The sequence below is a fragment of the Prevotella disiens genome, from assembly GCF_900454955.1.
Lineage (GTDB): Bacteria > Bacteroidota > Bacteroidia > Bacteroidales > Bacteroidaceae > Prevotella > Prevotella disiens.
Window position 1 is genome coordinate 368,818 of the sequence record NZ_UGTL01000001.1, and the last position, 22,484, is coordinate 391,301.

The 22,484-nt window shown below is 42.5% G+C and carries 17 protein-coding genes and 2 pseudogenes; 16 read left to right on the plus strand and 3 right to left on the minus strand.

Annotated features, from left to right (window positions below):
- The first annotated feature begins 64 nt into the window (after window positions 1-64).
- The 5 genes from DYI03_RS01535 (at window position 65) to DYI03_RS01555 (ending at window position 6,073) form a co-directional block, all read left to right on the plus strand.
- A complete protein-coding gene (locus tag DYI03_RS01535; RefSeq protein WP_025064744.1) occupies window positions 65-2,416 on the plus strand; it encodes a TonB-dependent receptor in 2,352 nt (783 codons plus the stop codon).
- Window positions 2,413-3,111, plus strand: a complete 699-nt coding sequence (locus tag DYI03_RS01540) for an HmuY family protein (protein ID WP_025064743.1) — start codon at window positions 2,413-2,415, stop codon at window positions 3,109-3,111. The genes DYI03_RS01535 and DYI03_RS01540 overlap by 4 nt, the downstream gene beginning before the upstream one ends.
- 46 nt (window positions 3,112-3,157) lie before the next feature.
- On the plus strand, window positions 3,158-4,708 hold the full coding sequence (locus tag DYI03_RS01545) for a DUF438 domain-containing protein (RefSeq protein ID WP_021669354.1): 1,551 nt from the start codon (window positions 3,158-3,160) through the stop codon (window positions 4,706-4,708).
- Between the two features lie 14 nt (window positions 4,709-4,722).
- Entirely contained in the window at window positions 4,723-5,607 is an 885-nt protein-coding gene (locus DYI03_RS01550; RefSeq protein WP_021669353.1) for a hypothetical protein, read from the plus strand.
- Window positions 5,608-5,758: 151 nt separating this feature from the next.
- Entirely contained in the window at window positions 5,759-6,073 is a 315-nt protein-coding gene (locus DYI03_RS01555) for a hypothetical protein (protein WP_147287657.1), read from the plus strand.
- A gap of 195 nt (window positions 6,074-6,268) precedes the next feature.
- On the opposite strand, the pseudogene DYI03_RS14005 reads toward DYI03_RS01555, so the two are convergent.
- Window positions 6,269-6,418: pseudogene (locus DYI03_RS14005) on the minus strand (IS1380 family transposase); the annotation flags it as partial.
- A 769-nt stretch (window positions 6,419-7,187) separates the two neighbouring features.
- Window positions 7,188-7,727: a beta-class carbonic anhydrase gene (locus tag DYI03_RS01560; protein WP_025064926.1), complete on the minus strand. Its 540-nt coding sequence runs from the start codon at window positions 7,725-7,727 to the stop codon at window positions 7,188-7,190.
- A 187-nt stretch (window positions 7,728-7,914) separates the two neighbouring features.
- Here DYI03_RS01560 and DYI03_RS01565 point away from each other — a divergent pair, with 187 nt between their 5' ends.
- From DYI03_RS01565 to DYI03_RS01605, 8 genes and pseudogenes are all read left to right on the plus strand, one after another.
- The gene (locus DYI03_RS01565) at window positions 7,915-8,661 is read left to right on the plus strand and encodes a hypothetical protein (protein WP_244916328.1); all 747 of its coding nucleotides are present in this window, start codon (window positions 7,915-7,917) and stop codon (window positions 8,659-8,661) included.
- 378 nt (window positions 8,662-9,039) lie between these two features.
- Window positions 9,040-10,326, plus strand: a complete 1,287-nt coding sequence (locus tag DYI03_RS01570) for an IS1380 family transposase (RefSeq protein ID WP_115367856.1) — start codon at window positions 9,040-9,042, stop codon at window positions 10,324-10,326.
- Window positions 10,327-10,519: 193 nt separating this feature from the next.
- A pseudogene (gene nrfH / locus DYI03_RS01580) lies at window positions 10,520-11,125 on the plus strand (cytochrome c nitrite reductase small subunit).
- A 12-nt stretch (window positions 11,126-11,137) separates the two neighbouring features.
- On the plus strand, window positions 11,138-12,634 hold the full coding sequence (nrfA, locus tag DYI03_RS01585) for an ammonia-forming cytochrome c nitrite reductase (protein WP_021668117.1): 1,497 nt from the start codon (window positions 11,138-11,140) through the stop codon (window positions 12,632-12,634).
- 47 nt (window positions 12,635-12,681) lie between these two features.
- Entirely contained in the window at window positions 12,682-13,989 is a 1,308-nt protein-coding gene (locus tag DYI03_RS01590) for a cytochrome c biogenesis protein ResB (protein ID WP_021668118.1), read from the plus strand.
- Entirely contained in the window at window positions 13,986-14,783 is a 798-nt protein-coding gene (ccsA, locus tag DYI03_RS01595) for a cytochrome c biogenesis protein CcsA (protein ID WP_021668119.1), read from the plus strand. The genes DYI03_RS01590 and ccsA overlap by 4 nt, the downstream gene beginning before the upstream one ends.
- A 229-nt stretch (window positions 14,784-15,012) precedes the next feature.
- Window positions 15,013-16,089, plus strand: coding sequence for a transposase (locus DYI03_RS01600; RefSeq protein WP_458693108.1), 1,077 nt, complete (start codon window positions 15,013-15,015; stop codon window positions 16,087-16,089).
- A gap of 454 nt (window positions 16,090-16,543) precedes the next feature.
- A complete protein-coding gene (locus DYI03_RS01605; RefSeq protein ID WP_021669115.1) occupies window positions 16,544-17,767 on the plus strand; it encodes a site-specific integrase in 1,224 nt (407 codons plus the stop codon).
- Between the two features lie 197 nt (window positions 17,768-17,964).
- On the opposite strand, the gene DYI03_RS01610 is transcribed toward DYI03_RS01605, so the two are convergent.
- Window positions 17,965-19,200, minus strand: a complete 1,236-nt coding sequence (locus tag DYI03_RS01610) for a transposase (RefSeq protein ID WP_458693109.1) — start codon at window positions 19,198-19,200, stop codon at window positions 17,965-17,967.
- Between the two features lie 130 nt (window positions 19,201-19,330).
- Between DYI03_RS01610 and DYI03_RS01615 the strand changes: the two genes are divergently transcribed.
- Genes DYI03_RS01615 through DYI03_RS01625 form a run of 3 tightly spaced genes read left to right on the plus strand, consistent with a single transcriptional unit; the run spans window position 19,331 to window position 22,474 of the window.
- Entirely contained in the window at window positions 19,331-19,540 is a 210-nt protein-coding gene (locus DYI03_RS01615; RefSeq protein WP_025064748.1) for a helix-turn-helix transcriptional regulator, read from the plus strand.
- Between the two features lie 49 nt (window positions 19,541-19,589).
- A complete protein-coding gene (locus tag DYI03_RS01620; RefSeq protein ID WP_244916329.1) occupies window positions 19,590-22,034 on the plus strand; it encodes a phosphoadenosine phosphosulfate reductase domain-containing protein in 2,445 nt (814 codons plus the stop codon).
- A gap of 50 nt (window positions 22,035-22,084) precedes the next feature.
- Entirely contained in the window at window positions 22,085-22,474 is a 390-nt protein-coding gene (locus tag DYI03_RS01625) for a hypothetical protein (protein WP_021669285.1), read from the plus strand.
- Window positions 22,475-22,484: the final 10 nt, after the last annotated feature.

Genomic DNA, 22,484 nt, shown 5'->3' on the forward strand with positions numbered 1-22,484 from the left:
GATAATAAAGGAAGTGAGGGACTGTGAGTGCTTTCACTTCCTTTTTCAAAAATAAAAAGAAACGATGCAGAAGAAAGGATTCTTATTCTTACTCCTTTGCCTGCTTTTGGCGATAAGCGCACAGGCACAGCGCATGGTAAGGATAACCATACTTGAAAAAGATACGCAGCAACCTTTGGTAGGGGCTACTGTGCAATATGCCACGAGCAAAGAGATGTTGGATGTTAAGAATGCCATTACCGACATTGATGGCAAGGTGATATTAAGTATAGAAAAGGGAAAGGAACTATACTATAATGTCCATGCAACGGGCTTCGTCCCCGTAAAAGGAAGTGTGCCGTCACAGGAAAACAACATAAAGATTGTTATGCGCGAAGACGTGCTGCACCTGAACGATGTCGTTGTAACAGGTTCACGAACAGAGCGTCCCGTAAAACTGTCGCCCATCACCACACAGGTATTGGGCGGAAAGGCACTCGTTGATGCAGGGTACAGCGACCTACAACATGCCCTGCAACAAGAGACACCAGGACTCAACATTCAGAAAGTGGGTTTCGGCAACGAAATCTCAATGCAGGGACTGGATGCGCGCCACGTTCTTTTTCTGCAAGACGGTGAACGAATGACGGGTGATATGGCAGGCAACCTCGACTACGAACGCTTTAACCTGCACGCCATTGACCGTGTGGAGATTGTAAAGGGTGCCAGCAGTACTCTGTATGGCAGTCGTGCTTCGGGTGCGGTCATCAATCTTATTTCTAAAAAAGCGACCAAACCATTGGATATTCAGGCAGGTATGCGCTGGGCACAGATGAACGAGCGCAACTACAAAACACCGTCTCCAAAAGATTTTCTATATATGTTTGAGAAGAACAGCGACCGCCCTAACTTGCAGGCGTGGCTCTCTGCAGGAGTGAAACACAATGCCTTTACCTCTCAAACCGATGTGTGGTATAGTGAAAGCGATGCTTTCTACATGTATCAGGCAGATAATGACCGCAAGACCTATACCAAGGAGGCAAACCCCTTTCTGCCTCATGACATCACGCTCACCAGTGTGGCGGCACGTTCGCCAATGGGCATTGAGGGAACGGAGCATATCTCGGCAGCGCAGAAGTTCTATTACGAGCCCAACAGAAACCTGTCGGTACAGATGTATGGTTCGATGTTCTTCATGAACTCATACGACTTGATACAAGATATGACTTTCTCGCAGAGTCGCGACTTCATGGCAGGCGTTAAGGCGAAATATAATGTAAAAGACTGGTTTACCGTAAACCTTAGCATACACAACGATTTCTACGACCGTTTCAAACGGCACGAGCGTATCGATGAACGCAAAAAGGTTTATAAGAGCAAGATATTCGAGCCACGCCTCACGCTGACCAGTAACTATTTCAGCGGACACAGCATCATACTTGGAGTGGAACATACTTCGGATGAACTCACTAGCGACCGATTCGTAAATCGGAAAATGACCACACGCGCCCTGCACGAGACGGAGTACTTCGTACAAGACGAATGGACGGCAAATGCCCATTGGATGCTCTCCACAGGCGTGCGAACCAACTTTTCAAAAGCTTTCGGATTTATGTGGATGCCCAAAATTGCGGTAAAATACTCTCCCGATGGCCACTGGGCGATACGTGCCAACTACTCCATGGGTTACCGGGCACCGAGCATCAAGGAACTTTTTTTCAATTGGGACCATTTAGGGATGTTTCAAATTAGGGGAAGCGAAGACTTGAAGCCCGAGAAGAATCATTACTTTTCACTGGGTGCCGAGTATAGTCATAACGGATTCTTCATCAACGTAAACACCTATGGAAACTTTTTCAGAAAGAAGATAGAGGGAGTATGGCACATCTATGATATGCAGTATAACTTTGAATACACCAACCTCAGCAGTCAGCGTATGCTGGGCATTGAGGCTATCCTGAAATGGCACTTCCTCGACCGGTTTACCCTGAATGGAACATACAGCTATGTAAACGTAAGCAAGCAAAACGGCATACAGGTGAACACCACATCGCCACACGCTGCCACGGCAAGCATCGACTATGTATATAGCAAGCCTAACTACCGCTTGAAAACCATCTTCAGTGCATCGCTCATGGGCGAGAAAAACTTTGATGTGCAAGATCGTGTGTGGGTGGAAGAACATCATAAGAGCTACGATGCCTATTTCCGCTGCACGCTGCCTACCTATGCACTCTGTAACTTGGCAGTGGTGCAGACATTCTACAACAAAGTGAAAGTTACGCTCGGAGTAGATAACATCTTCAACTATGTGCCCCACACCTTGGGATCGGGCATCACTATGTTCAATGTTCCTGCCACCAGCGGTGCAAAGGGATATGTGCAAGTGGAGTTTCTTGTTGATGACATCGTAAAATCATTAAAAATAAAGAAATGAGAAAATACATATTCATACTTTTCGCTTTAACGACAGCATTGTCCTCGTGCGTGAGTTACGATGCGGAGGAGTTTACGGGCAAAACGCTGCCAAGGGTTACGGGATACACTACCGGCGTTACCAACGATTGGCTGTACATCAATTTGCGCACAGGAAAAATATTCAACCTTGACAAGCCCAATGGCGACATTAAAGAGGGCGAACAGCGGGAACGTACCGACTGGGACATTGCCTTTTGTGGCTACCGTATGCGAACGAATAGCGGAACATCGGGCAATGGAAAAGGCGGAGCCGCCGACTTAGGATACGGCAGTTACGACACTTGGAAAACGGTGGCGCAATTGCCAACCAATTTGCAATGGGTGGTGGATGACCATTCGGTATATATCACCATGTCGCAAAACGACTGGAACAAGTATCTCATCGCTAATAAACTCGACTTTGAACAGAATCCTTGGTTCGACCCCAATCGCGGTCCCGCATCGACACAGACAGATGCTAACCCCATATTGGCAAAAGCGATGACTTTTACTGGGCCACCGCCTGTCTATGCTCCCTCGTTTCACACCTACGTGGTGCGCACTGCCGACGGAGAGCGATATTTCAAACTACAGATTATCAGTTGGTACAAAGCCGATGTTGAAATAGGTGATACGGGGGGACAGATGAGTTATTATTGTGATGAGCTGAAATAAAGCTTACATTTGCTCGTTATATCATAAATGTGAAAATACAATTCCTATGAATAAGAAAATATGTGAAATGCAGCGACACTTGCCTAAGATAGAGATGGAGCGACTGCAATGTTTGGCTGACATCAAAAAGCAATACGCTTTTGGAACTATTTCGCTTGAGGAAGCCAAACGACAACTGAAAGAGAAAGTGGGCAAGCTGAAACCCTATCATTACGCCTTGATGGAGCAGACAATGACGGAAGAAGACCCCGAGGAATGTTTCAAGGAAAATCTTTCCGAACTCAACAAGCTATTGGAGGAGATGATGGATTACAGCATTCCAAGCTTGCCTGATGATCACCCCATTCGTCACTACTATCGCGAGAATGAGGAGATGCGTCGCATACTGAATGCCGCCGAAGACTTGGTACAGTATCCTGTGATTAAGAATCAATGGTTGGAACTGTTGGACAAAGCCTCTGCCTATCTCATACACTATACCCGAAAACAAAACCAGCTCTATCCGATACTTGAGAAGAAAGGATTTGACCGTCCCACCGTCACCATGTGGACCTTTGACGACATGATTTCCAACTGCGTGAAGAAGTTGAGACCATTGCTTGAAGCTAACGATGAAGAGACTTTTGTCGCACAAGTGAAAGAGCTGATACCCTATCTCCGCGACTTGATGGATAAAGAAGAGGCCATACTCTATCCAACCTCGCTCGCCTTAATCAAAGAAGAGGAATTTGAGGAAATGAAGAGTGGAGACCAAGAGATAGGTTTTGCCTTTATCAACGTGGCAAAGACAGAGAAGAAAGATAACATCCGCCCTGCCGACGGCTTTGCCCAAGAACTGCAATCGCTGCTGGCGAAGTATGGCTATGCCGTGAAACACGACCAACCGTTAGACGTGACAACAGGCAAGCTCACGCTCGAGCAAATCAATCTCATCTACCAGCATTTGCCTTTCGACATCTCGTTTGTCAACGAAGATGAACTGGTGCAATTCTACTCTGACACCGACCATCGCATATTTCCTCGCTCTAAAAACGTGATAGGGCGAAAAGTAGAAAACTGCCATCCACGCAAGAGCGTGCACATCGTTCGTGAAATAGTGGAAAAGATGCGAAGCGGCGAACAGGACAAGGCGGAATTTTGGATTAACAAGCCTAATCTGTTTATCTATATCACTTATTATGCTGTGAGAGACAAGCAGGGCGATTTCAGAGGCATCCTTGAAGTGATGCAAGACTGTACTCGCATTCGTACTCTCACTGGGTCGCAGACGCTTCTCACATGGGCAGACGAAAAAGAGAAGTATGCCACACCACCCACCTCTACAATGACAGACTCTATGAAAGCAGAGAAAGATGACGACAAACAGATAGCAGAGATTACCGAAGACACTATGCTCAAAGATCTTTTCTCTCAATATCCTGGTCTAAAGGAAGCCTTGGCTCAGCAATACGCACCTTTTAAAATGTTGCAAACAGCATTGGGAAAATTGATTCTGAAAAAGGCTACCATCAAGATGGCAGGAGAACGGTCTGGATTAGGAACACAAAAGCTCATCACGATGATACGGCAGGCCATACATCGCATCAGTCAATCATAACATATCTCAATAATATGGATAAGAAAGTAAGAGAATACTACTGGTGGCGCACCATCGCCTCATTTTTATTGGTGCTTTTCGCTATGCCCTTAGGTCATGCGCTGATGATATTGATGGAGAAGTTCATGAGCGAAGGAGCCATGCACGTTGCAGGTTTTGCGATGGGTTTTGTAGGATTAATCCTTGTTATTATCGGTGTGTTCGTGAAGGGCGACACCCGTCAAACTCTTTGGGGACTTTTTGGCGGTCTGCTCTTCTGGACGGGCTGGGTCGAATTCCTCTTCCTCTATTATGCACGTCGTTACGGCGTACCGCCAGAGATAGAGAATGGCGTGGTGGTAACAAAGCCCGAATACCTTATCATGCCTGCCTCGTTTGGCTTGTGGATGATGGTGATGACCATGTATGTGTTCAGCACAAAGAACGGATGCGACTTGATTACATGGATACAAAAGGTATGTTTCCGAAGCAAGCGCAAGGTTGTGGTGGTGCAACCTATGACACGCCACACGAGCATCGTCACGTTCATGGAACTCAACATGATGCTGTGGGGACTGTACCTGTTACTGATGTTCTGTTATGACAAGAACTTCCTCGGCGACCATCATCCCGTGACGTTTCTTGTCGGTCTGGTCTGCCTAATAGGTTCCCTCTTGATGCTGCGCCGCCAACTGCACATCGCCTCGTGGGGAGCAAACATACGTATGGCGATAGCCACGGTCATCGTATTCTGGACGCCCGTGGAAATTCTCGGTCGCATCAATTTCTTTAAGGAATTCTGGGTTGAGCCCGAGAAGTACAGGTTGCAGATGATTGCAATTCTCGCGGTCTTCATTGTTCTCGGCTTTTATCTTTGGATAAAGAGCAAACTGCACAGGAGAACTAAGGCGAATGATTGAACTCCACGCATATAGCAAACCTAATCATAAACCCAAAAGCCGGCTTGATAGCCGGTCTTGATAAAAAACTTCAACGATGAAAGAAAATTTCAAAATCTCTATTCTCTGGGTATCGATAATTGCAGGCATGTCTGCACATTCATTAATGGATATGATACCCCTTTTCTGGAATGCAAACATAGCAATCTCCAATGACGGTGTGGCTCCTATGTCGATGCTTGTGCTGATGGCGGTCGTTTCTTTCACCTTGCCGATGACGGGACTGCTGCTTTCGCTCTATGCCTGCAAAAGTCGGTATAAGTTAGTGCATTTCTGCCTTGCCGCACTCATTGCACTATTTTGCACAGCACATTGCACGGAGCTTATATTCACTTTCGAGTTTCCACAGCTCTTTATCCACCCCATGCTGGTTGTGCTGAGCATAACGCTTGCCTATGAGTCGTGGAAATGGTATAAGGAGACGTAAGCCTTTTATCATTATCCTTATTTCCGCAAACAATTTCCTTGTTTGTTTCAAAACTTGTTTGCGTCTCATTTAACCCTACGAGAAAGGTCGATTTGTCATTTTTTACTCAACTTACTACAAATAGGTTGGTTATTGGACACAAGTTCCCTTACCCATAGGAAATGGGGAAGATAAAATTCAGCAAAGAGTTTGAAGCTATTCTTTAAAAATCTTGATATAATACTTTTGAGGTGTGTATAGGTTTAAGACGTATCTCCTTCCTGTCTTAATCCATTTGGCAGGTACGTTGATGAAGTGTAATATGAACTTCTTCAAACGACTGCTTTTCTTTAGAGGTTCTTTTTTAGAGAGCAAAATAGCTGCTTTCTGGCAAGTTATGATACTTTGTAGGGGCGTGATTTATCACGTTCCTAATATACTAAATTTGCGGAGAGGAACGTGATAAATCACGCCCCTACAAAGTATCATTGCTCGAAAGGTTCTATTTCTCGTCACGACCATGTTTAAATTTCGTTTTGCTCATTTGCATGCTTCGTCTGGCTTAACGAAATCGTTCTTTTTCAAAGTGCGATTTCTCGCCACGAGCATGTACAAATTTCGTTTCACTCATTTGCATGCTTCGTCTGGCTTAACGAAATCGTTGGTTTAATTTCTCATCCTTATTGAACTTATAGGCGTGATTGGATTTATCACAAGCGTAAACCACGTTTGCTTCCTTAAGTTCTTTTAAACCAATAGAAAAATTCCTCTGAAATAATGGTTGATATGCTTTTATTTTCAAAACCTATTGTTTTGAGTTCCAAAATAGCCTATTTTGAATGCCAAAACAATAGGTTTTAAAATTCACTTGTATTTGATATGAGCAAGAACATAAAAATAGGTTCATCAGGAATTATGTCGATACAAAAGAAATTGAACGAAAGACCGAGAGAAAAATTAAACTTTTCTACTCCAAAGTGTGAATTCTTCAAATACGTTTTATAATTTTGCACTTGCTGATTGACTCTGCGCCTCCGATGCCAAAAACAAGGGTAGCATCGGTAGTTCACAAGCAGTGGCACGCTTTTATATTGTCAAGCGATAGTGCTTATATATTGTCAAGCAATTTTGCTTTTCACACCACTTCGGTGAGTTCTCCTGTCAGCGAATCTATCATGAATCCCCTCACGACAAAGTTGCGTGGCATGAGCGGATGTTGCTTGATAGCCTCGACCATGCGTTGCACATCAGCTTCGATGTCGTCGAAGCCGTGGAGGAACTCGTCGAGGTTGACAAACTGTGCTGCTTGTTCTAAGGCTTCGTCTGTCACCCCTTTTTCTCTCATGAGGTCCTCGAAATGGTGCGCCTCCATGTGGCATAGTCCACAATCGGAGTGATGCACCACCATGATTTCCTCGCATCCTAATTCGTACACTGCCACCAAGAGCGAACGCATCACCGAGTCGTAGTGCGAAATCATGGTGCCGCCTGCCACCTTGATAATCTTGGCATCGCCGTTTTTCAATCCCATTGACTTGGGCAAGAGTTCGGTGAGACGGGTGTCCATGCAGGTGAGCACCGCCAACTTTCGATTGGGCTGCCCAGATGTGATATACTCTTCGTATCGCTTTTCTGCCACGAACTGTTTGTTAAATGTTAAAATGTCGTCTATCATATTGCTTTTTTTCATGAATCGACTCCTCAACATCTTCTAAAGGTGGTGGGGGAGCAGTTTTCTGTTGATATGGAGACAAATGTAATGTTTTTTTCTGAAATAAACAAAGTCTATGTGCGCAAAAAAAGAAAAATATGTTTGCATCAATTTTTGAGATTATCAAACAATAGGGAACTCCGCGCTGAAGATGAGGAACAAGACACTCGTCGAATATTACATCAGTGTTATAAAGCGGTATTCAAAGAAACTGCTGAGTATCACTGATATAGTAGTGGCTGACGCATTCTTCTCCACATCCACGTTCGAGAAGGGCATATCGGAGCTTGGCTTCTATCTGGTCAGCCGCTTCCGTGACAACGCTTGTCTGCATTACATTCCCAAGAGGGAAAAGAGGCGTGGACGACCAAGAGTCAAGGGAGACAAGATTGACTTGGCAAACCTCAACCTCTCATGTATGGAAGAACTGCACATTGATGGACTGGACGGAAAGGCGTACACCCTCAAGGCTTATGCCAAGGCTCTGAAGAAGAGGGTGCGACTTGTCATCTGGCGAATGCCCGGTGGAAAGTGCAAGTTGTTCTTCTCGACAAAACTCTCAATGACGGGTGAGGAAGTATTGAAGACATACCGCACTCGTTTCCAGATAGAGTTCTGCTATCGCGACAGCAAGCAGTTTACGGGACTTATGGATTGTCAGGCGAGACACAAGAGCCAGCTGGACTTTGCATTCAACGCATCGTTCGCCTCACTAAATGCCGCCAAGGTCTTCATGAAAGACAATGGCATGGACAATTCCATGGCAAAAGTTAAGTCGTTGATGTTCAATGCGAACTATACGAAATTAATTTTCGACATATCCCGATGCCGACCGAACCGAACTTTAATTAGTAAGATTGTCAAAGAACTCATTGGCTGGCAGCCTAAGGCTGCGTAGCCATATACTCAAATTTTAACGAACTATTGTTAATAGTTTCTTATGTTTTAATTTGCAAAAATATTTGGTAAATTTGGGGTAAAAGGTAACATTTGTGGTTATAGGTGCATCTTTTACAATATATTAATATTTTAAACATTTATTACAAATTTAAATCCTAATAAATGAGGATAAACTATTGGTAGCTTGCATAAATTTAACTATCTTTGCCCCCATAAGGTTAATAATTGAAATTATTATAATCCTTAATTCCGCAACACTATTATAACTTAAACTTTTTAAGTACCTGAGCAACAAAAAGTTGCCCAGGATTTTGCCATGTCAAAGAATTCACTTATCTTAGTGTTGCAAAACAAGCAAGCAAAACTCTGATATGGCATGGCAAAAATACATATTAAATCCGATAAACTCACTCCTTTTGGAGGAATATTTTCAATCATGGAGCAATTTGACTCCACATTGTCATCTGTAATCGACTCGACCCTCGGTCTAAGGTGTAGATCATTCGGTTATCAGTACAGCGAAATCATCCGTTCACTCATGAGTATCTACTTCTGTGGTGGCTCATGTGTTGAGGATGTCACTACTCATTTGATGAGCCATCTCTCGCTTCATCCGACACTTCGAACTTGTAGCTCTGATACTATCCTCAGAGCGATAAAGGAGCTGACGCAAGAAAACATCTCATACACGTCAGATACGGGTAAGAACTACGATTTCAACACGGCTGACACTCTCAATACTTTACTGCTCAATTGTATGTTTGCATCTGGCCAACTGAAAGAGGACGAGATGTATGATGTTGATTTCGACCATCAGTTCATAGAGACAGAGAAGTATGATGCAAAGCCTACATACAAGAAGTTCCCTGGTTATCGCCCTGGCGTGGCGGTTATTGGCGACTTAATCGTTGGCATTGAGAATAGCGATGGCAACACAAATGTTCGTTTTCATCAGAAGGACACGCTGAAGAGGTTCTTTGAGAGATTTGAACAGAACGGCCTTACTATCAATCGTTTCAGAGCTGACTGTGGATCATGTTCCGAGGAAATCGTAGAAGAAGTAGAGGAACACTGCAAATCCTTCTATATCCGCGCAAACCGCTGCAGTTCGCTCTACAATGAAATCTTTGCTCTCAGAGGTTGGAAAACTGAGGAAATCAATGGCATTGAGTTCGAATTGAACTCTATCCTTATTGAAAAGTGGAAGGGTAAAGCATACCGACTTGTGATTCAAAGACAGAAACGGTTGGATGGTGTATTGGATCTCTGGGAAGGAGAATACACATACCGTTGTATCCTGACTAACGACTATGTATCTTCCGTAAGAGAGATTGTCGAGTTCTATAACCTTCGAGGGGGAAAGGAACGTATCTTCGATGATATGAACAATGGTTTCGGATGGGACCGATTGCCCAAATCCTTCATGGCAGAGAACACCGTGTTCCTTCTTCTTACAGCACTTATCCGTAACTTCTACAAGGCCATTATCCAAAGACTTGATGTAAAGAGGTTCGGACTCAATACAACAAGCCGCATAAAAGCGCTTGTCTTCAGGTTTGTCTCTGTACCAGCAAAGTGGATCAGGACATCAAGGCAGTATGTGCTGAATATCTATACTTGTAACAATGCTTACGCGGATGTGTTCCAGACAGATTTTGGATAACGCCTACAATTTATGGGTATGATACTGCGTATTGCCTCAAGTCGCATTGTGGGGTAAGGGGATGTTGTAGGCTGAAGTGGGGGATTTCAGTTCTAATTATCTGCAAATTCAGTAATGAGAGGATGTGTACACGCAAGAAGGACGTTGAAAAGTTAAGTTGCGGATTTGAGGATAATAAAAAATATATATCACAATGAATCTGCGAAAGCTTACATCATGGTTTCCCGAACTGACTTATCGCCAAAAGGTGGTATCGCTTGTTATATCGGGTGTCATTGTGGGATTAGGAGGATAGTTTTTCTATCTTCTGCGTATGCACACTTATATTGTGGGCGACGACCCCGCTGCTTGTGTAAACTGTCACATTATGGCTCCTTATTATGCTACATGGGCGCATTCCAGCCACGGACGAGATGCTACATGTAACGATTGCCATGTGCCACACTCAAGCATAGCTGCTAAATACCTATTTAAAGGTATGGACGGTATGAAGCATGTGGCTTACTTTGTAACCCGTTCAGAGCATCAGGCTATTATGGCTGAAGAAGCTTCTTCAGAAGTGATAATGGACAACTGTATACGTTGCCACACACAACTTAATACAGAGTTCGTAAAGACAGGAAAGATTGATTATATGCAAGCAAAACGTGGCGAGGGTAAGGCTTGCTGGGATTGCCACCGTGAAGTTGCTCACGGCGGTATGAATACACTCAGCAGAACCCCGAATGCCGAAACGCAAGTGCCTATACCTCCATCTCCTGTACCACAATGGTTGCAGAATTTACTCGAAAAAAAATAAAAATCTAACAATATGGCTAAACAGTTAAAGAAATGGCAAGGATGGTTGCTCTTCGGCGGAGCAATGGCTATCATCTTTATTCTGGGCATGCTTTGCTCTTCTATGTTGGAGCGTCGCGCAGAAGTTGCCTCAGTGTTCAACAATCGCCGAACAGTGATGACCGACTCAATTGTGAGTCAGAATGAGAAGTTTGCTGAGGATTTCCCCAAGGAATATCAGACTTGGGCAATGACTGAAGACACTTCTTTTGTGAGTAAGTACAACTCTTCGCAAGAGGTTGATGTATTGGCACAACGCCCAGAAATGGTTATTCTGTGGGCTGGTTATGCTTTCTCTCGTGAGTACAATACTCCTCGTGGGCATCGTCATGCAGTTGAGGATTTGCGCAAGATTTTGCGTACAGGTTCGCCAGGCGTAGATGGGCAGGAGGATATGCAGCCTGGTACTTGCTGGACTTGTAAAGGTCCTGATGTTCCTCGCTTGATGCGTGAGAAAGGCAAGAATGCTTTCTATGCTGCTAAGTGGAGCCAGTGGGGTAACGAAGTTATGAATTCAGTAGGTTGCTCGGACTGTCACGATGCTCGCAATATGGATTTGAGACCTGCTCGTCCTGCTCTTTATGAAGCTTGGCAACGTGCTGGTAAGGACGTGAAGAAGGCAAGCCACCAGGAAATGCGTTCATTGGTTTGTGCACAGTGCCACACTGAGTATTATTTCGAAAAGGACAACGGTAACTATCTCAAGTTCCCACAGGATAAGGGACTCACTTGTGAAGCTGCTGAGGAATATTATGACTCTATTGGATTCTACGATTATATACACCCACTATCTAAAGCTAAGATTCTGAAAGCTCAGCACCCAGGTTACGAGATTTTCAAGCAGGGTATTCACGCTCAACGCGGATTGAGTTGTGCTGATTGCCATATGCCTTATATTCAAGAAGGTGGTATAAAGTACACCAGTCACCACATCACATCACCATTGGCAAATATCAACCGCACTTGTCAGACTTGCCACCGTCAAAGCGAAGAAACATTGCGTCAGAACGTATATGAGCGTCAAGAGAAAGTCTTTGATATTCGTAACCGTGTAGAGAAAGAGTTGGCTCGTGCACATATCGAGGCTAAGTTTGCTTGGGAGAAGGGAGCAACTGAAAAGGAAATGGAACCAATATTGACCGCACTGCGCAAGAGCCAATGGCGTTGGGACTATGCAGTGGCAAGCCATGGTGCCAGCTTCCACGCACCACAGGAAGTTACTCGCCTGCTTGGTGTAGCCCTAAACTATGCGCAGACAGCACGTATTGATATAGCTCGTGTATTGGCTCGCCATGGTTACAGCAAGGAAGTGCCAATGCCAGACATTTCTACTAAGGATAAAGCTCAAAGCTACATCGGTCTTGATATGAAGAAACTCAAGGCTCAGAAGAAGAACTTTATTGATAATGTAGTTCCTCAATGGGTGAAGACAGCCAAGAAGAATGGCAGATTCATTACAAAGGAAATGTAATGTGTGGGGCATAAATCTCTAAACTTTGAACATAAACATATTAAGGTATGTGGAATAAACCTTGGAAATACCGCGAGGGAATTGCTATAAGTGTAGGGCTTCTGATTACAGGAGCCCTATTACAAGTTTCTATAGGCCCTGTGGAATGGCTTGTCTTTATGTGGCCAGCCAATATTATTGCATTGGCAATACTTATAGTAGCGTTAGGACTGTTCTATGCTTTCCGCTCTAAAGTATATCTTTTTAAGTTTATGACGCAAGTAGAGGCGGCAGTGCCAGCACTTGCTGCTGCGTCTGTACTTACCATTATTATGGGCTTGAGCCGCCAAGTTCCTGAAGGTCGTCCTGCTGTAGACCCTATCGGACTTACCCGTATGCTCAGCTTCTGGCCTTTCGTTTTCATCTATCTTTGGAACATTGTAATTGTAGCAGAGGTGGGTATCCAACAGCTTATGCACTTCCAGAAGCGATTTATTCCTTCGCTCATCAGCCACTTAGGATTGTTTGTCTTCGTAACTTGCGGTACATTAGGTTCTGCCGATATGCAACGTCTCAAGATGTATTGCGAAGAAGGTAAACCCGAATGGCGTGGAATCGATGATTATCAAGAGGTACACGAGTTGCCACTTGCCATAGAGTTGCAGAAGTTTACCATTGACGAATATCCTCCAAAGTTGGCGATATTCGATAGCAAGACTGGCAAGGTTCTACCCAAAGACAAACCGCAGAATATCATTATTGAGCAAAATTTCACTTCCGAAGAACTTTTAGGTTGGAACATCACAGTGGAGAAATACATTGAGGACGCCATGCCTGCAACTATGCTCAAGATGATGAAAGGAATGCCGGCACAGATGATGCAGATGATGAAAATGGATGATTTGGGAATGCGCATCAATGCTGGCGGATTTGTTGAGTATAAGGGTAAAGGTGCCGCTACAGCCATTCTAATCAAGGCACAGAAGGGTAGTGCAGTAAAGAAAGGATGGGTAAGTTCGGGAAGTTATATGTTCCCAATGTCGAGTTTAAAGCTTGACGATAAGACTGAAATAGCAATGTCGGCTCGCGAACCATTGCGCTATGCGTCAGATGTAAACGTCTACACTCAAGATGGTAATGCCTTTCAGGCGCATATTGAAGTGAACAAGCCATTTTCAATTGGTTCGTGGAAGATTTATCAGCTTGATTTCAACAAGGAACAAGGAAAGTGGAGCACCCTCAGCGTGTATGAACTCGTATCCGACCCTTGGTTGCCTGCCACTTATGTGGGCATCTATCTGTTGCTCATAGGTGCAGTTCTCATGTTTATCACAGCAGGTCGTAATAAATATAAGAAGGAGGAAGATAAGAAATGATAGCGTTCTGGAATTACTTTATATATTTTGCTGTAGCAGCTGTGTTGCTTTGGGCAACAGGTGCTTATGCCGCATGGAAAGATAAGAAGATAGTTGCTTATAGTGCTACGATAGTCGGATTGGCGGTATTTTTCAGTTATATCCTCATTATGTGGATAGCTCTCGACCGTCCTCCAATGCGTACTATGGGCGAAACACGTTTGTGGTATTCTTTCTTCCTGCCATTAGCAGGCATCATTGTTTACAGTCGTTGGGATTATAAGTGGCTGTTGTCATTTTCCACAGTGCTTTCTCTGGTTTTCATTTGCTTCAATCTTCTGAAACCAGAAATTCATAGCAAAACCCTTATGCCTGCTTTGCAGAGTCCTTGGTTTGCACCACACGTCATCATCTATATGTTTGCTTATGCACTCTTGGGCGGTGCTTTCGTGATGGCTGTTTATCTGTTGTTCTTCAAGAAAAGCAAGATAGTAACCCACAAGGAGCTCGATATAACAGACAATCTCGTTTATATAGGTTGGGCATTTCTCTCGTTGGGTATGCTTACAGGTGCTCTTTGGGCAAAAGAAGCATGGGGCCACTACTGGGCATGGGACCCTAAAGAAACTTGGGCAGCTGCCACTTGGTTGGCTTATCTTACTTATATTCATTATCGTTTGCGTAAGAATTGCAACTTAGAAGTGGCTATGTGGATACTTATCATCAACTTTGCTCTCCTGCAAATGTGTTGGTGGGGTATAAACTATCTGCCATCTGCACAAGGCGTAAGCGTGCATACTTATAATATGCAATAAAAGTGAAGCATAGAGTAAGTATATCTATTAAAAGAAAAATAAATAAGATAACTATTAAAAAACTGCCAATGGTAACAATAATACCATTGGCAGTTTTTATTACAATACTCTGTTAATAATCACATAATTGTTTGAAAATGAGCGAGTTGATTAACAAAACATAACTAAATAAATTTGGCTGAGCGTCTGATTTTCAGTACCTTTATAATTTATTCAAGACTTTAAAAGTATGATGATTTCAGAACCACTTAGCCAATATGAGGAGATCCTCAAGAATGCAATCCGTGCATCAATGAAAGAATCTGGTGCAAAGTTAGCAAAAACTTTCCAGACTCTGCTCATCGAGATACTAACTTTATACATGATTCTACCCAGAAAGATAAACTTCACACAGATGGCTCGCTACGGCAAGCACGGCGAGCAGACCTATCGTCAGAATTTCAACCGCAAGAAGAAAGACTGCATTGATTGGCTTCTGTTGAACCTGTCTCTTGCAAGGCGTGTGTTGGAAATGGAAGGCTTACTTGCCATTGCCATAGACCCATGCTATATCAGCAAGGCCGGGAAGAAGACTCCTCATATCGGACGGTTCTGGTCGGGATGTGCAGGGGCGGTGAAGCACGGACTTGAAATCATGGGCGTCGGCTTGCTGGATGTTGCCAACAACAAGTGCATGATGCTGCGTGCCCATCAGACAATAGGGAACTCCGCGCTGAAGATGAGGAACAAGACACTCGTCGAATATTACATCAGTGTTATGAAGCGGTATTCAAAGAAACTGCTGAGTATCACCGATATAGTAGTGGCTGATGCATTCTTCTCCACATCCACGTTCGAGAAGGGCATATCGGATCTTGACTTCTATCTGGTCAGCCGCTTCCGTGACAACGCTTGCCTGCATTACATTCCCAAGAGGGAAAAGAGGCGTGGACGACCAAGAGTCAAGGGAGACAAGATTGACTTGGCAAACCTCAACCCCTCATGCATGGAAGAACTGCACATTGATGGACTGGACGGAAAGGCGTACACCCTCGAGGCTTATGCCAAGGCTCTGAAGAAGAGGGTGCGACTTGTCATCTGGCGAATGCCCGGTGGAAAGTGCAAGTTGTTCTTCTCGACAAAACTCTCAATGATGGGTGAGGAAGTATTGAAGACATACCGCACTCGTTTCCAGATAGAGTTCTGCTATCGCGACAGCAAGCAGTTTACGGGACTTATGGATTGTCAGGCAAGACACAAGAGCCAGTTAGACTTTGCGTTCAACGCATCGTTCGCCTCACTGAATGCCGCCAAGGTCTTTTGTTGACTTCTTTGTCTAAATCTAATTTTCTTTTCTGTAATTCTTGACAGAGTCTCTTGAATTTTTCTACTTTTTCCATTTTATTAGGTTTATATTAGGTTATTATTTAATCCCATAATATTCTGATTGGGAATAATTTGGGAACATTTATAAAATAAGAAAAAGCTAAGTGTTTAATAATAAACTACTTAGCTTTTCTTCTAGTACCCAGACCCGGTACAATGTCGTGAAAACAAGAGAAACCAAAAGAATATATTATATTGATAATCAGCTATTTGCAATTTTCTTATATTTGGTGATTTTGCCCTTTTTTGCCTGTTTTTTGTTAGATAGTACACTTTTAGTACACTTTGATATTTCAAACTTTTTAGTATCTTTGCAAAATAAGAAAACATCTGAAAATAAACGAGTTAATGATTTTACTCGGTTTGATACGCATTTAGGTACATAACTATCAACTATGGCAAAATTAGAAAATAAAGCAAAGGAAAACCCGAAATTGGAACAAAATACTCTTTCTGATGGTCGGATAAGTCTTTATCTTGAGTATTATCTTGGTAGAGAAGAAACGCCTGTTTTGGATGATAATGGTAATCCTGTTTTGTATGAAACAGGTAAAATGGTGGGTAAGCCCAAAGTACACATCAAGCACAATAGGCGAAAAGAAAACTTGCAGTTGTACTTGATTGCTAAGCCCCGTACTCCTATAGAACGACAACAAAACAAAGAAACGCTTGAACTGGCCACCAAAATTCGTGCGGAGCGTGAACAACAGTTTAAGGAGAGCATGCTTGGTTATCGTCTGAAGAAAGACAGAAATGTTAACTTCTTAGACTATTATCAGGCTTACATTGATTGCTATACAAAGAAAGACCTGCGGATGATAAAGATAGCCTTGAATCGTTTTAAGGATTTTCTGAAAGAGCAATATCCAGTTTATGAGTTCAGTATTAAGCCCGAACTAATAACCAAGGATATGATGGAACACTTTGTTGAATATTTGCAATCAAGAAGTGTTGGTGAAGGAGCAAAGAGTATCTATCAGCGTTTCAAGAAAGTGGTGCGTTATGCTATTGATCACGAAGTGATGCTGAAAGACCCCTGTAAGGGTGTGGTATGCAAAGTGGATGAACAGATTCTGCGTAAAGATGTGTTGTCTATGGATGAAATCCAATCACTGATTCAATGCCATTACGATAATGAAAACCCAAATGTCAGACGAGCATTTATCCTCTGTCTGTATTGTGGTCTGCGCTTCTGCGATGTGAAAGACCTAACTTATAAGAACATTGATTACACCAACCGCCTATTGAAATTTGAGCAGAACAAGACTAAAGGGCATTCGGCGTATAGTGGTGTAGTTATTCCTCTGAACGATGGATTGCTATCATTGATAGGCGAAGCTCCAGACGATTTGGATTCTTCTATATTCAATCTTCCCTCGTATGAGAGCTGCTGTAAATCTGTGAAACGATGGGTAAAACGTGCAGGCATCAACAAACATATCAGTTGGCATTGTGCTCGCCACAGCTTTGCGGTAAATATCCTTAATAATGGCGCCAACATCAAGACCGTTGCAAGTCTTTTAGGGCATAGTGGATTAAAGCACACGGAGAAATATACTCGTGCTGTGGATAAATTGAAGTCGGAGGCGATAAATAGCTTGCCTGAATTGAAGCTGTAAGCATTTGTTATAGATTGTCAATTAAAAGTATTACTATTTCTTACTAACAAGCAAGTGTGGTGAGAAAAAAGATAATTTAGTGATGTTATTGGCTAAACAAAGCCATTTTCTGCATTATATTCAATTATATTGTGTATTTTTGTATTCTTATTATAAACTATCCATTATCAATAGTTCGTTAAAATTTGAGTATATGGCTACGCAGCCTTAGGCTGCCAACCAATGAGTTCTTTGACAATCTTACTAATTAAAGTTCGGTTCGGTCGGCATCGGGATATATCGAAAATTAATTTCGTATAGTTCGCATTGAACATCAACGACTTAACTTTTGCCATGGAATTGTCCATACCATTGTCTTTCATGAAGACCTTGGCGGCATTCAGTGAGGCAAACGATGCGTTGAACGCAAAGTCTAGCTGTCTCTTGTGTCTTGCCTGACAATCCATAAGTCCCGTAAACTGCTTGCTGTCGCGATAGCAGAACTCTATCTGGAAACGAGTGCGGTATGTCTTCAATACTTCCTCACCCGTCATTGAGAGTTTTGTCGAGAAGAACAACTTGCACTTTCCACCTGGCATTCGCCAGATGACAAGTCGCACCCTCTTCTTCAGAGCCTTGGCATAAGCCTCGAGGGTGTACGCCTTTCCGTCCAGTCCATCAATGTGCAGTTCTTCCATGCATGAGAGGTTGAGGTTTGCCAAGTCAATCTTGTCTCCCTTGACTCTTGGTCGTCCACGCCTCTTTTCCCTCTTGGGAATGTAATGCAGGCAAGCGTTGTCACGGAAGCGGCTGACCAGATAGAAGCCAAGCTCCGATATGCCCTTCTCGAACGTGGATGTGGAGAAGAATGCATCAGCCACTACTATATCAGTGATACTCAGCAGTTTCTTTGAATACCGCTTCATAACACTGATGTAATATTCGACGAGTGTCTTGTTCCTCATCTTCAGCGCGGAGTTCCCTATTGTCTGATGGGCACGCAGCATCATGCACTTGTTGTTGGCAACATCCAGCAAGCCGATGCCCATGATTTCAAGTCCGTGCTTCACCGCCCCTGCACATCCCGACCAGAACCGTCCGATATGAGGAGTCTTCTTCCCGGCCTTGCTGATATAGCATGGGTCTATGGCAATGGCAAGTAAGCCTTCCATTTCCAACACACGCCTTGCAAGAGACAGGTTCAACAGAAGCCAATCAATGCAGTCTTTCTTCTTGCGGTTGAAATTCTGACGATAGGTCTGCTCGCCATGCTTGCCGTAGCGAGCCATCTGTGTGAAGTTTATCTTTCTGGGTAGAATCATATATAAAGTCAGTATCTCGATGAGCAGAGTCTGGAAAGTTTTTGCTAACTTTGCACCAGATTCTTTCATTGATGTACGGATTGCACCCTTGAGGATCTCCTCATATTGGCTAAGTGGTTCTGAAATCATCATACTTTTAAAGTCTTGAATAAATTATAAAGGTACTGAAAATCAGGCACTTAGCCAAATTTATTTAGTTATGTTTTGTTAATCAATTCGCTCATTTTCAAACAATTATGTGATTATTAACAGAGTATTGATTATGGACAAGGATATCAATCGCATAAAAGTAGTACTTGCAGAGAAGAAAAGGACTAACAAATGGTTAGCAGAACAGTTGGGGTGTGCACCAACCACGGTTTCTAAGTGGTGCACCAATGTTTGCCAACCGACTATGGAGACTTATCTCAAAATAGCGAAGCTACTAAATGTTGAACTGACAGAATTAGTGAGAAAAGAAAACAATGTATAAAATGACTTGGGATAAAGAAACGGGCGGTGTACTGCTCCATTCACGCATTGTGGATGGAACGCTTGGTATATCTCCACGTCCTGTATTCTGGGAAGAACTCGATTTGCTTAAACTCAACGAATTAGGATGGAAATATCCTCACACAGAAGCTCCTTTGTTGTGGGCAGTCAATAAGCAATATTGGTATCAAGGCGAACTGATGTTCGAGGCTAAAGGTGCCAACATCTACGACCCTGCAACTATTATATTTCAGCCTGGGAAGGAAAAAGTAGAGTTGAAGCCCGTTGATGTCAAGAAAATGTTGGAGCGCAACGCCGAATTTATGTTCTTGCTGGAGAGCGAGGCCATAGAATTCATTCGCGAAACGTTCACACAGTATGCTGGCGCAAAAAGAAGTGTGACCGAGGTGAAGGCGAATCAACTTGATTATGAAGCTCTCGCAAAGCGCATGGAGGCCAAGATTAAAAAGAAGATGGCCATTGTGCGAGAGGACTGCGACAGTTTCGAGATAATGCCTCTCGATACTGCCGAGGAGCAAGGTAAAAAAGTATTCCACACGACAAAAATAGATAAGTTCATCGCTTCTTTTTCCGGCGGAAAGGACTCTCAGGTGGTACTCGACCTTTGCACACGTGCCATTCCAAGCACAGAGTTCGAGGTGATTTATTCTGATACTGGATATGAATTGCCACCGTCATTGGATTTGTATCAGCAGGTGCAAGACCATTATCATCAACTCTTCCCTAACTTAAAGTTCTCGCTCACTCGCAATCATGAGAGGGTGCTCAATTATTGGGACAAGATAGGAACGCCAAGCGATAAGCATCGGTGGTGCTGTTCGGTAATGAAAACAGCCCCTTTATACCGTTCGCTAAAAATTAAAGGAACAAACAAGCAGGCAAAAGTTCTTGCTTTTGAAGGAGTGAGAGCTGAAGAAAGTGCTATGAGAAGTAATTATGAACGCATTGGAAAAGGAGTTAAGCATGACACCGTAATAAATGCTCGCCCTATCTTAAATTGGAATACTACAGAAATTTTCATATATCTTTTTGCTCACAATTTACCTCTTAATGAAGCTTATCGGCTTGGAAAGCCAAGAGTTGGATGCCTAATTTGTCCTTTCTCTTCTCCATGGGATGATATGATTGTGAATAAACAATATAAAAAAGAACTAAAACCTTTCTTGTCACGCTTGGTCAACTTGTCAAAACAACGCCATATTCCAAATTTAGAGCAATACATCAAAGAACACAAATGGAAACTCCGAGCAAGTGGGAATGATATTCGTTCAAAAACAAAAGTAGTCTTCTTAAAACAGTTTCCAACGTTTGTAGCACATGTTTCCAATGCGGAGAAAAAAATAGAGGATTGGCTTCCTGTTCTATGTAAATATAATATAATAGGAGGGGGGAATAAAAGATCTGGGGAATTATACTTTGATAAGACGGTATATCGTTTTGACATTACATATAAATCTGAACAAAACTATACATTTACCTTACATGAGGTGCAAAACCCTCAACTGGTACAGCTTATTAAAAGAATTATTTATAAAAGTGCGTTTTGCATTAACTGTGAAGGGTGTGAAGTAGAATGCCCTACGGGAGCTCTATATGTTTATCCCAAAATTAAAATTGATAAATCTAAATGTATTCATTGTCATAAGTGTCTTTTATTTCATGACCAAGGATGCATTGTTGCAAATTCTTTAACTATGACAACTTCAACAAATACAAGAGGTGGAGGTATCTCAAAAATAGGTACCTTCGGAATCCACAGTGAATGGCTACAAGAGTTTCTTTCCGACCCTGAGGGTTTTTGGATTAGCAATTCTTTAGGAAACAAACAAGAACAGAGCTTTAAAGCATGGCTGATAGATGCTGAATTGATTGACCAAAAGAAAATCTTAACATCTTTTGGCGATTTTTGTTTTAAGCATCATGAAAATGAATTTGATTTAATGTGGGAACTCATTTGGACTAATCTAGCATACGGTTCTGTTCTCACTAACTGGTTTATCAACACCATAAATCCAGAACAGCAATTCACAAAAGCACTTCTTGATGAATTGGCTATTAATGTATTTAATGGAACAAAGAATACCGTAACTTATGCTATAGGAGGCTTCATGCAAATATTCAAATATTCACCAATTGGTGATTTTCTTTGTCAAGGTCAATCGGATGACGGTAAGAATTATTTTCGTGGGCGACATGAAGAACTTTCAGAAGTGGCATTTGCTTATTCTATATATAAGTATGCGGCTTCTAAGGGTATTCGTTCTTTACGTATTTCAGACTTCTATGTTGAAGATTGCCAAACTGGACCTTTTAAAGAGTTTGCAATATCCAAACTTACGTTTACAAAATTGCTTCGTCAATTAAATTCTGCTTCAAATAGAATTCTTATTGCTGAACTAAACTCGGGTCTTGATAGCATTACACTTAGAGAAGATTTAAATCCGATGAATATACTAAAACAGTTAGTTTTGTAAATATGTATTCTCGCTTAAAAATAGAATATTACAAGAATTTACTTCGTACGATGAGAGTATCAAGAGTTAATGGCAAGAACAATTATGCCAAACCTATACTCATGCTTTCAATCTTACAAGGAATAAATAACGGTAGTATAATTGATAATCGCATCGTATTGACTGAATCTTTGATAAATACTTATGAGGCTTTCTTCAAGGAATACTGCCAGCAGTCTATCACGTCACCTATTTATCCTTTCTATTATTTGAAAGGAGATGGATTCTATCATCTTGTAGGTAGTTATAGCCGAAAGAATCCTTCTGCCAAATACCTTCGTGAAAACGTAGAGTATGCAAAATTGGATGACGATCTGTGGCAGCTCTTACAAAATGAAGAAGCAAGAAACGAGATAAAAGAAACCATCATAAATTACTTTATAAATCCTAACAAGGAATAAAAACAATAAT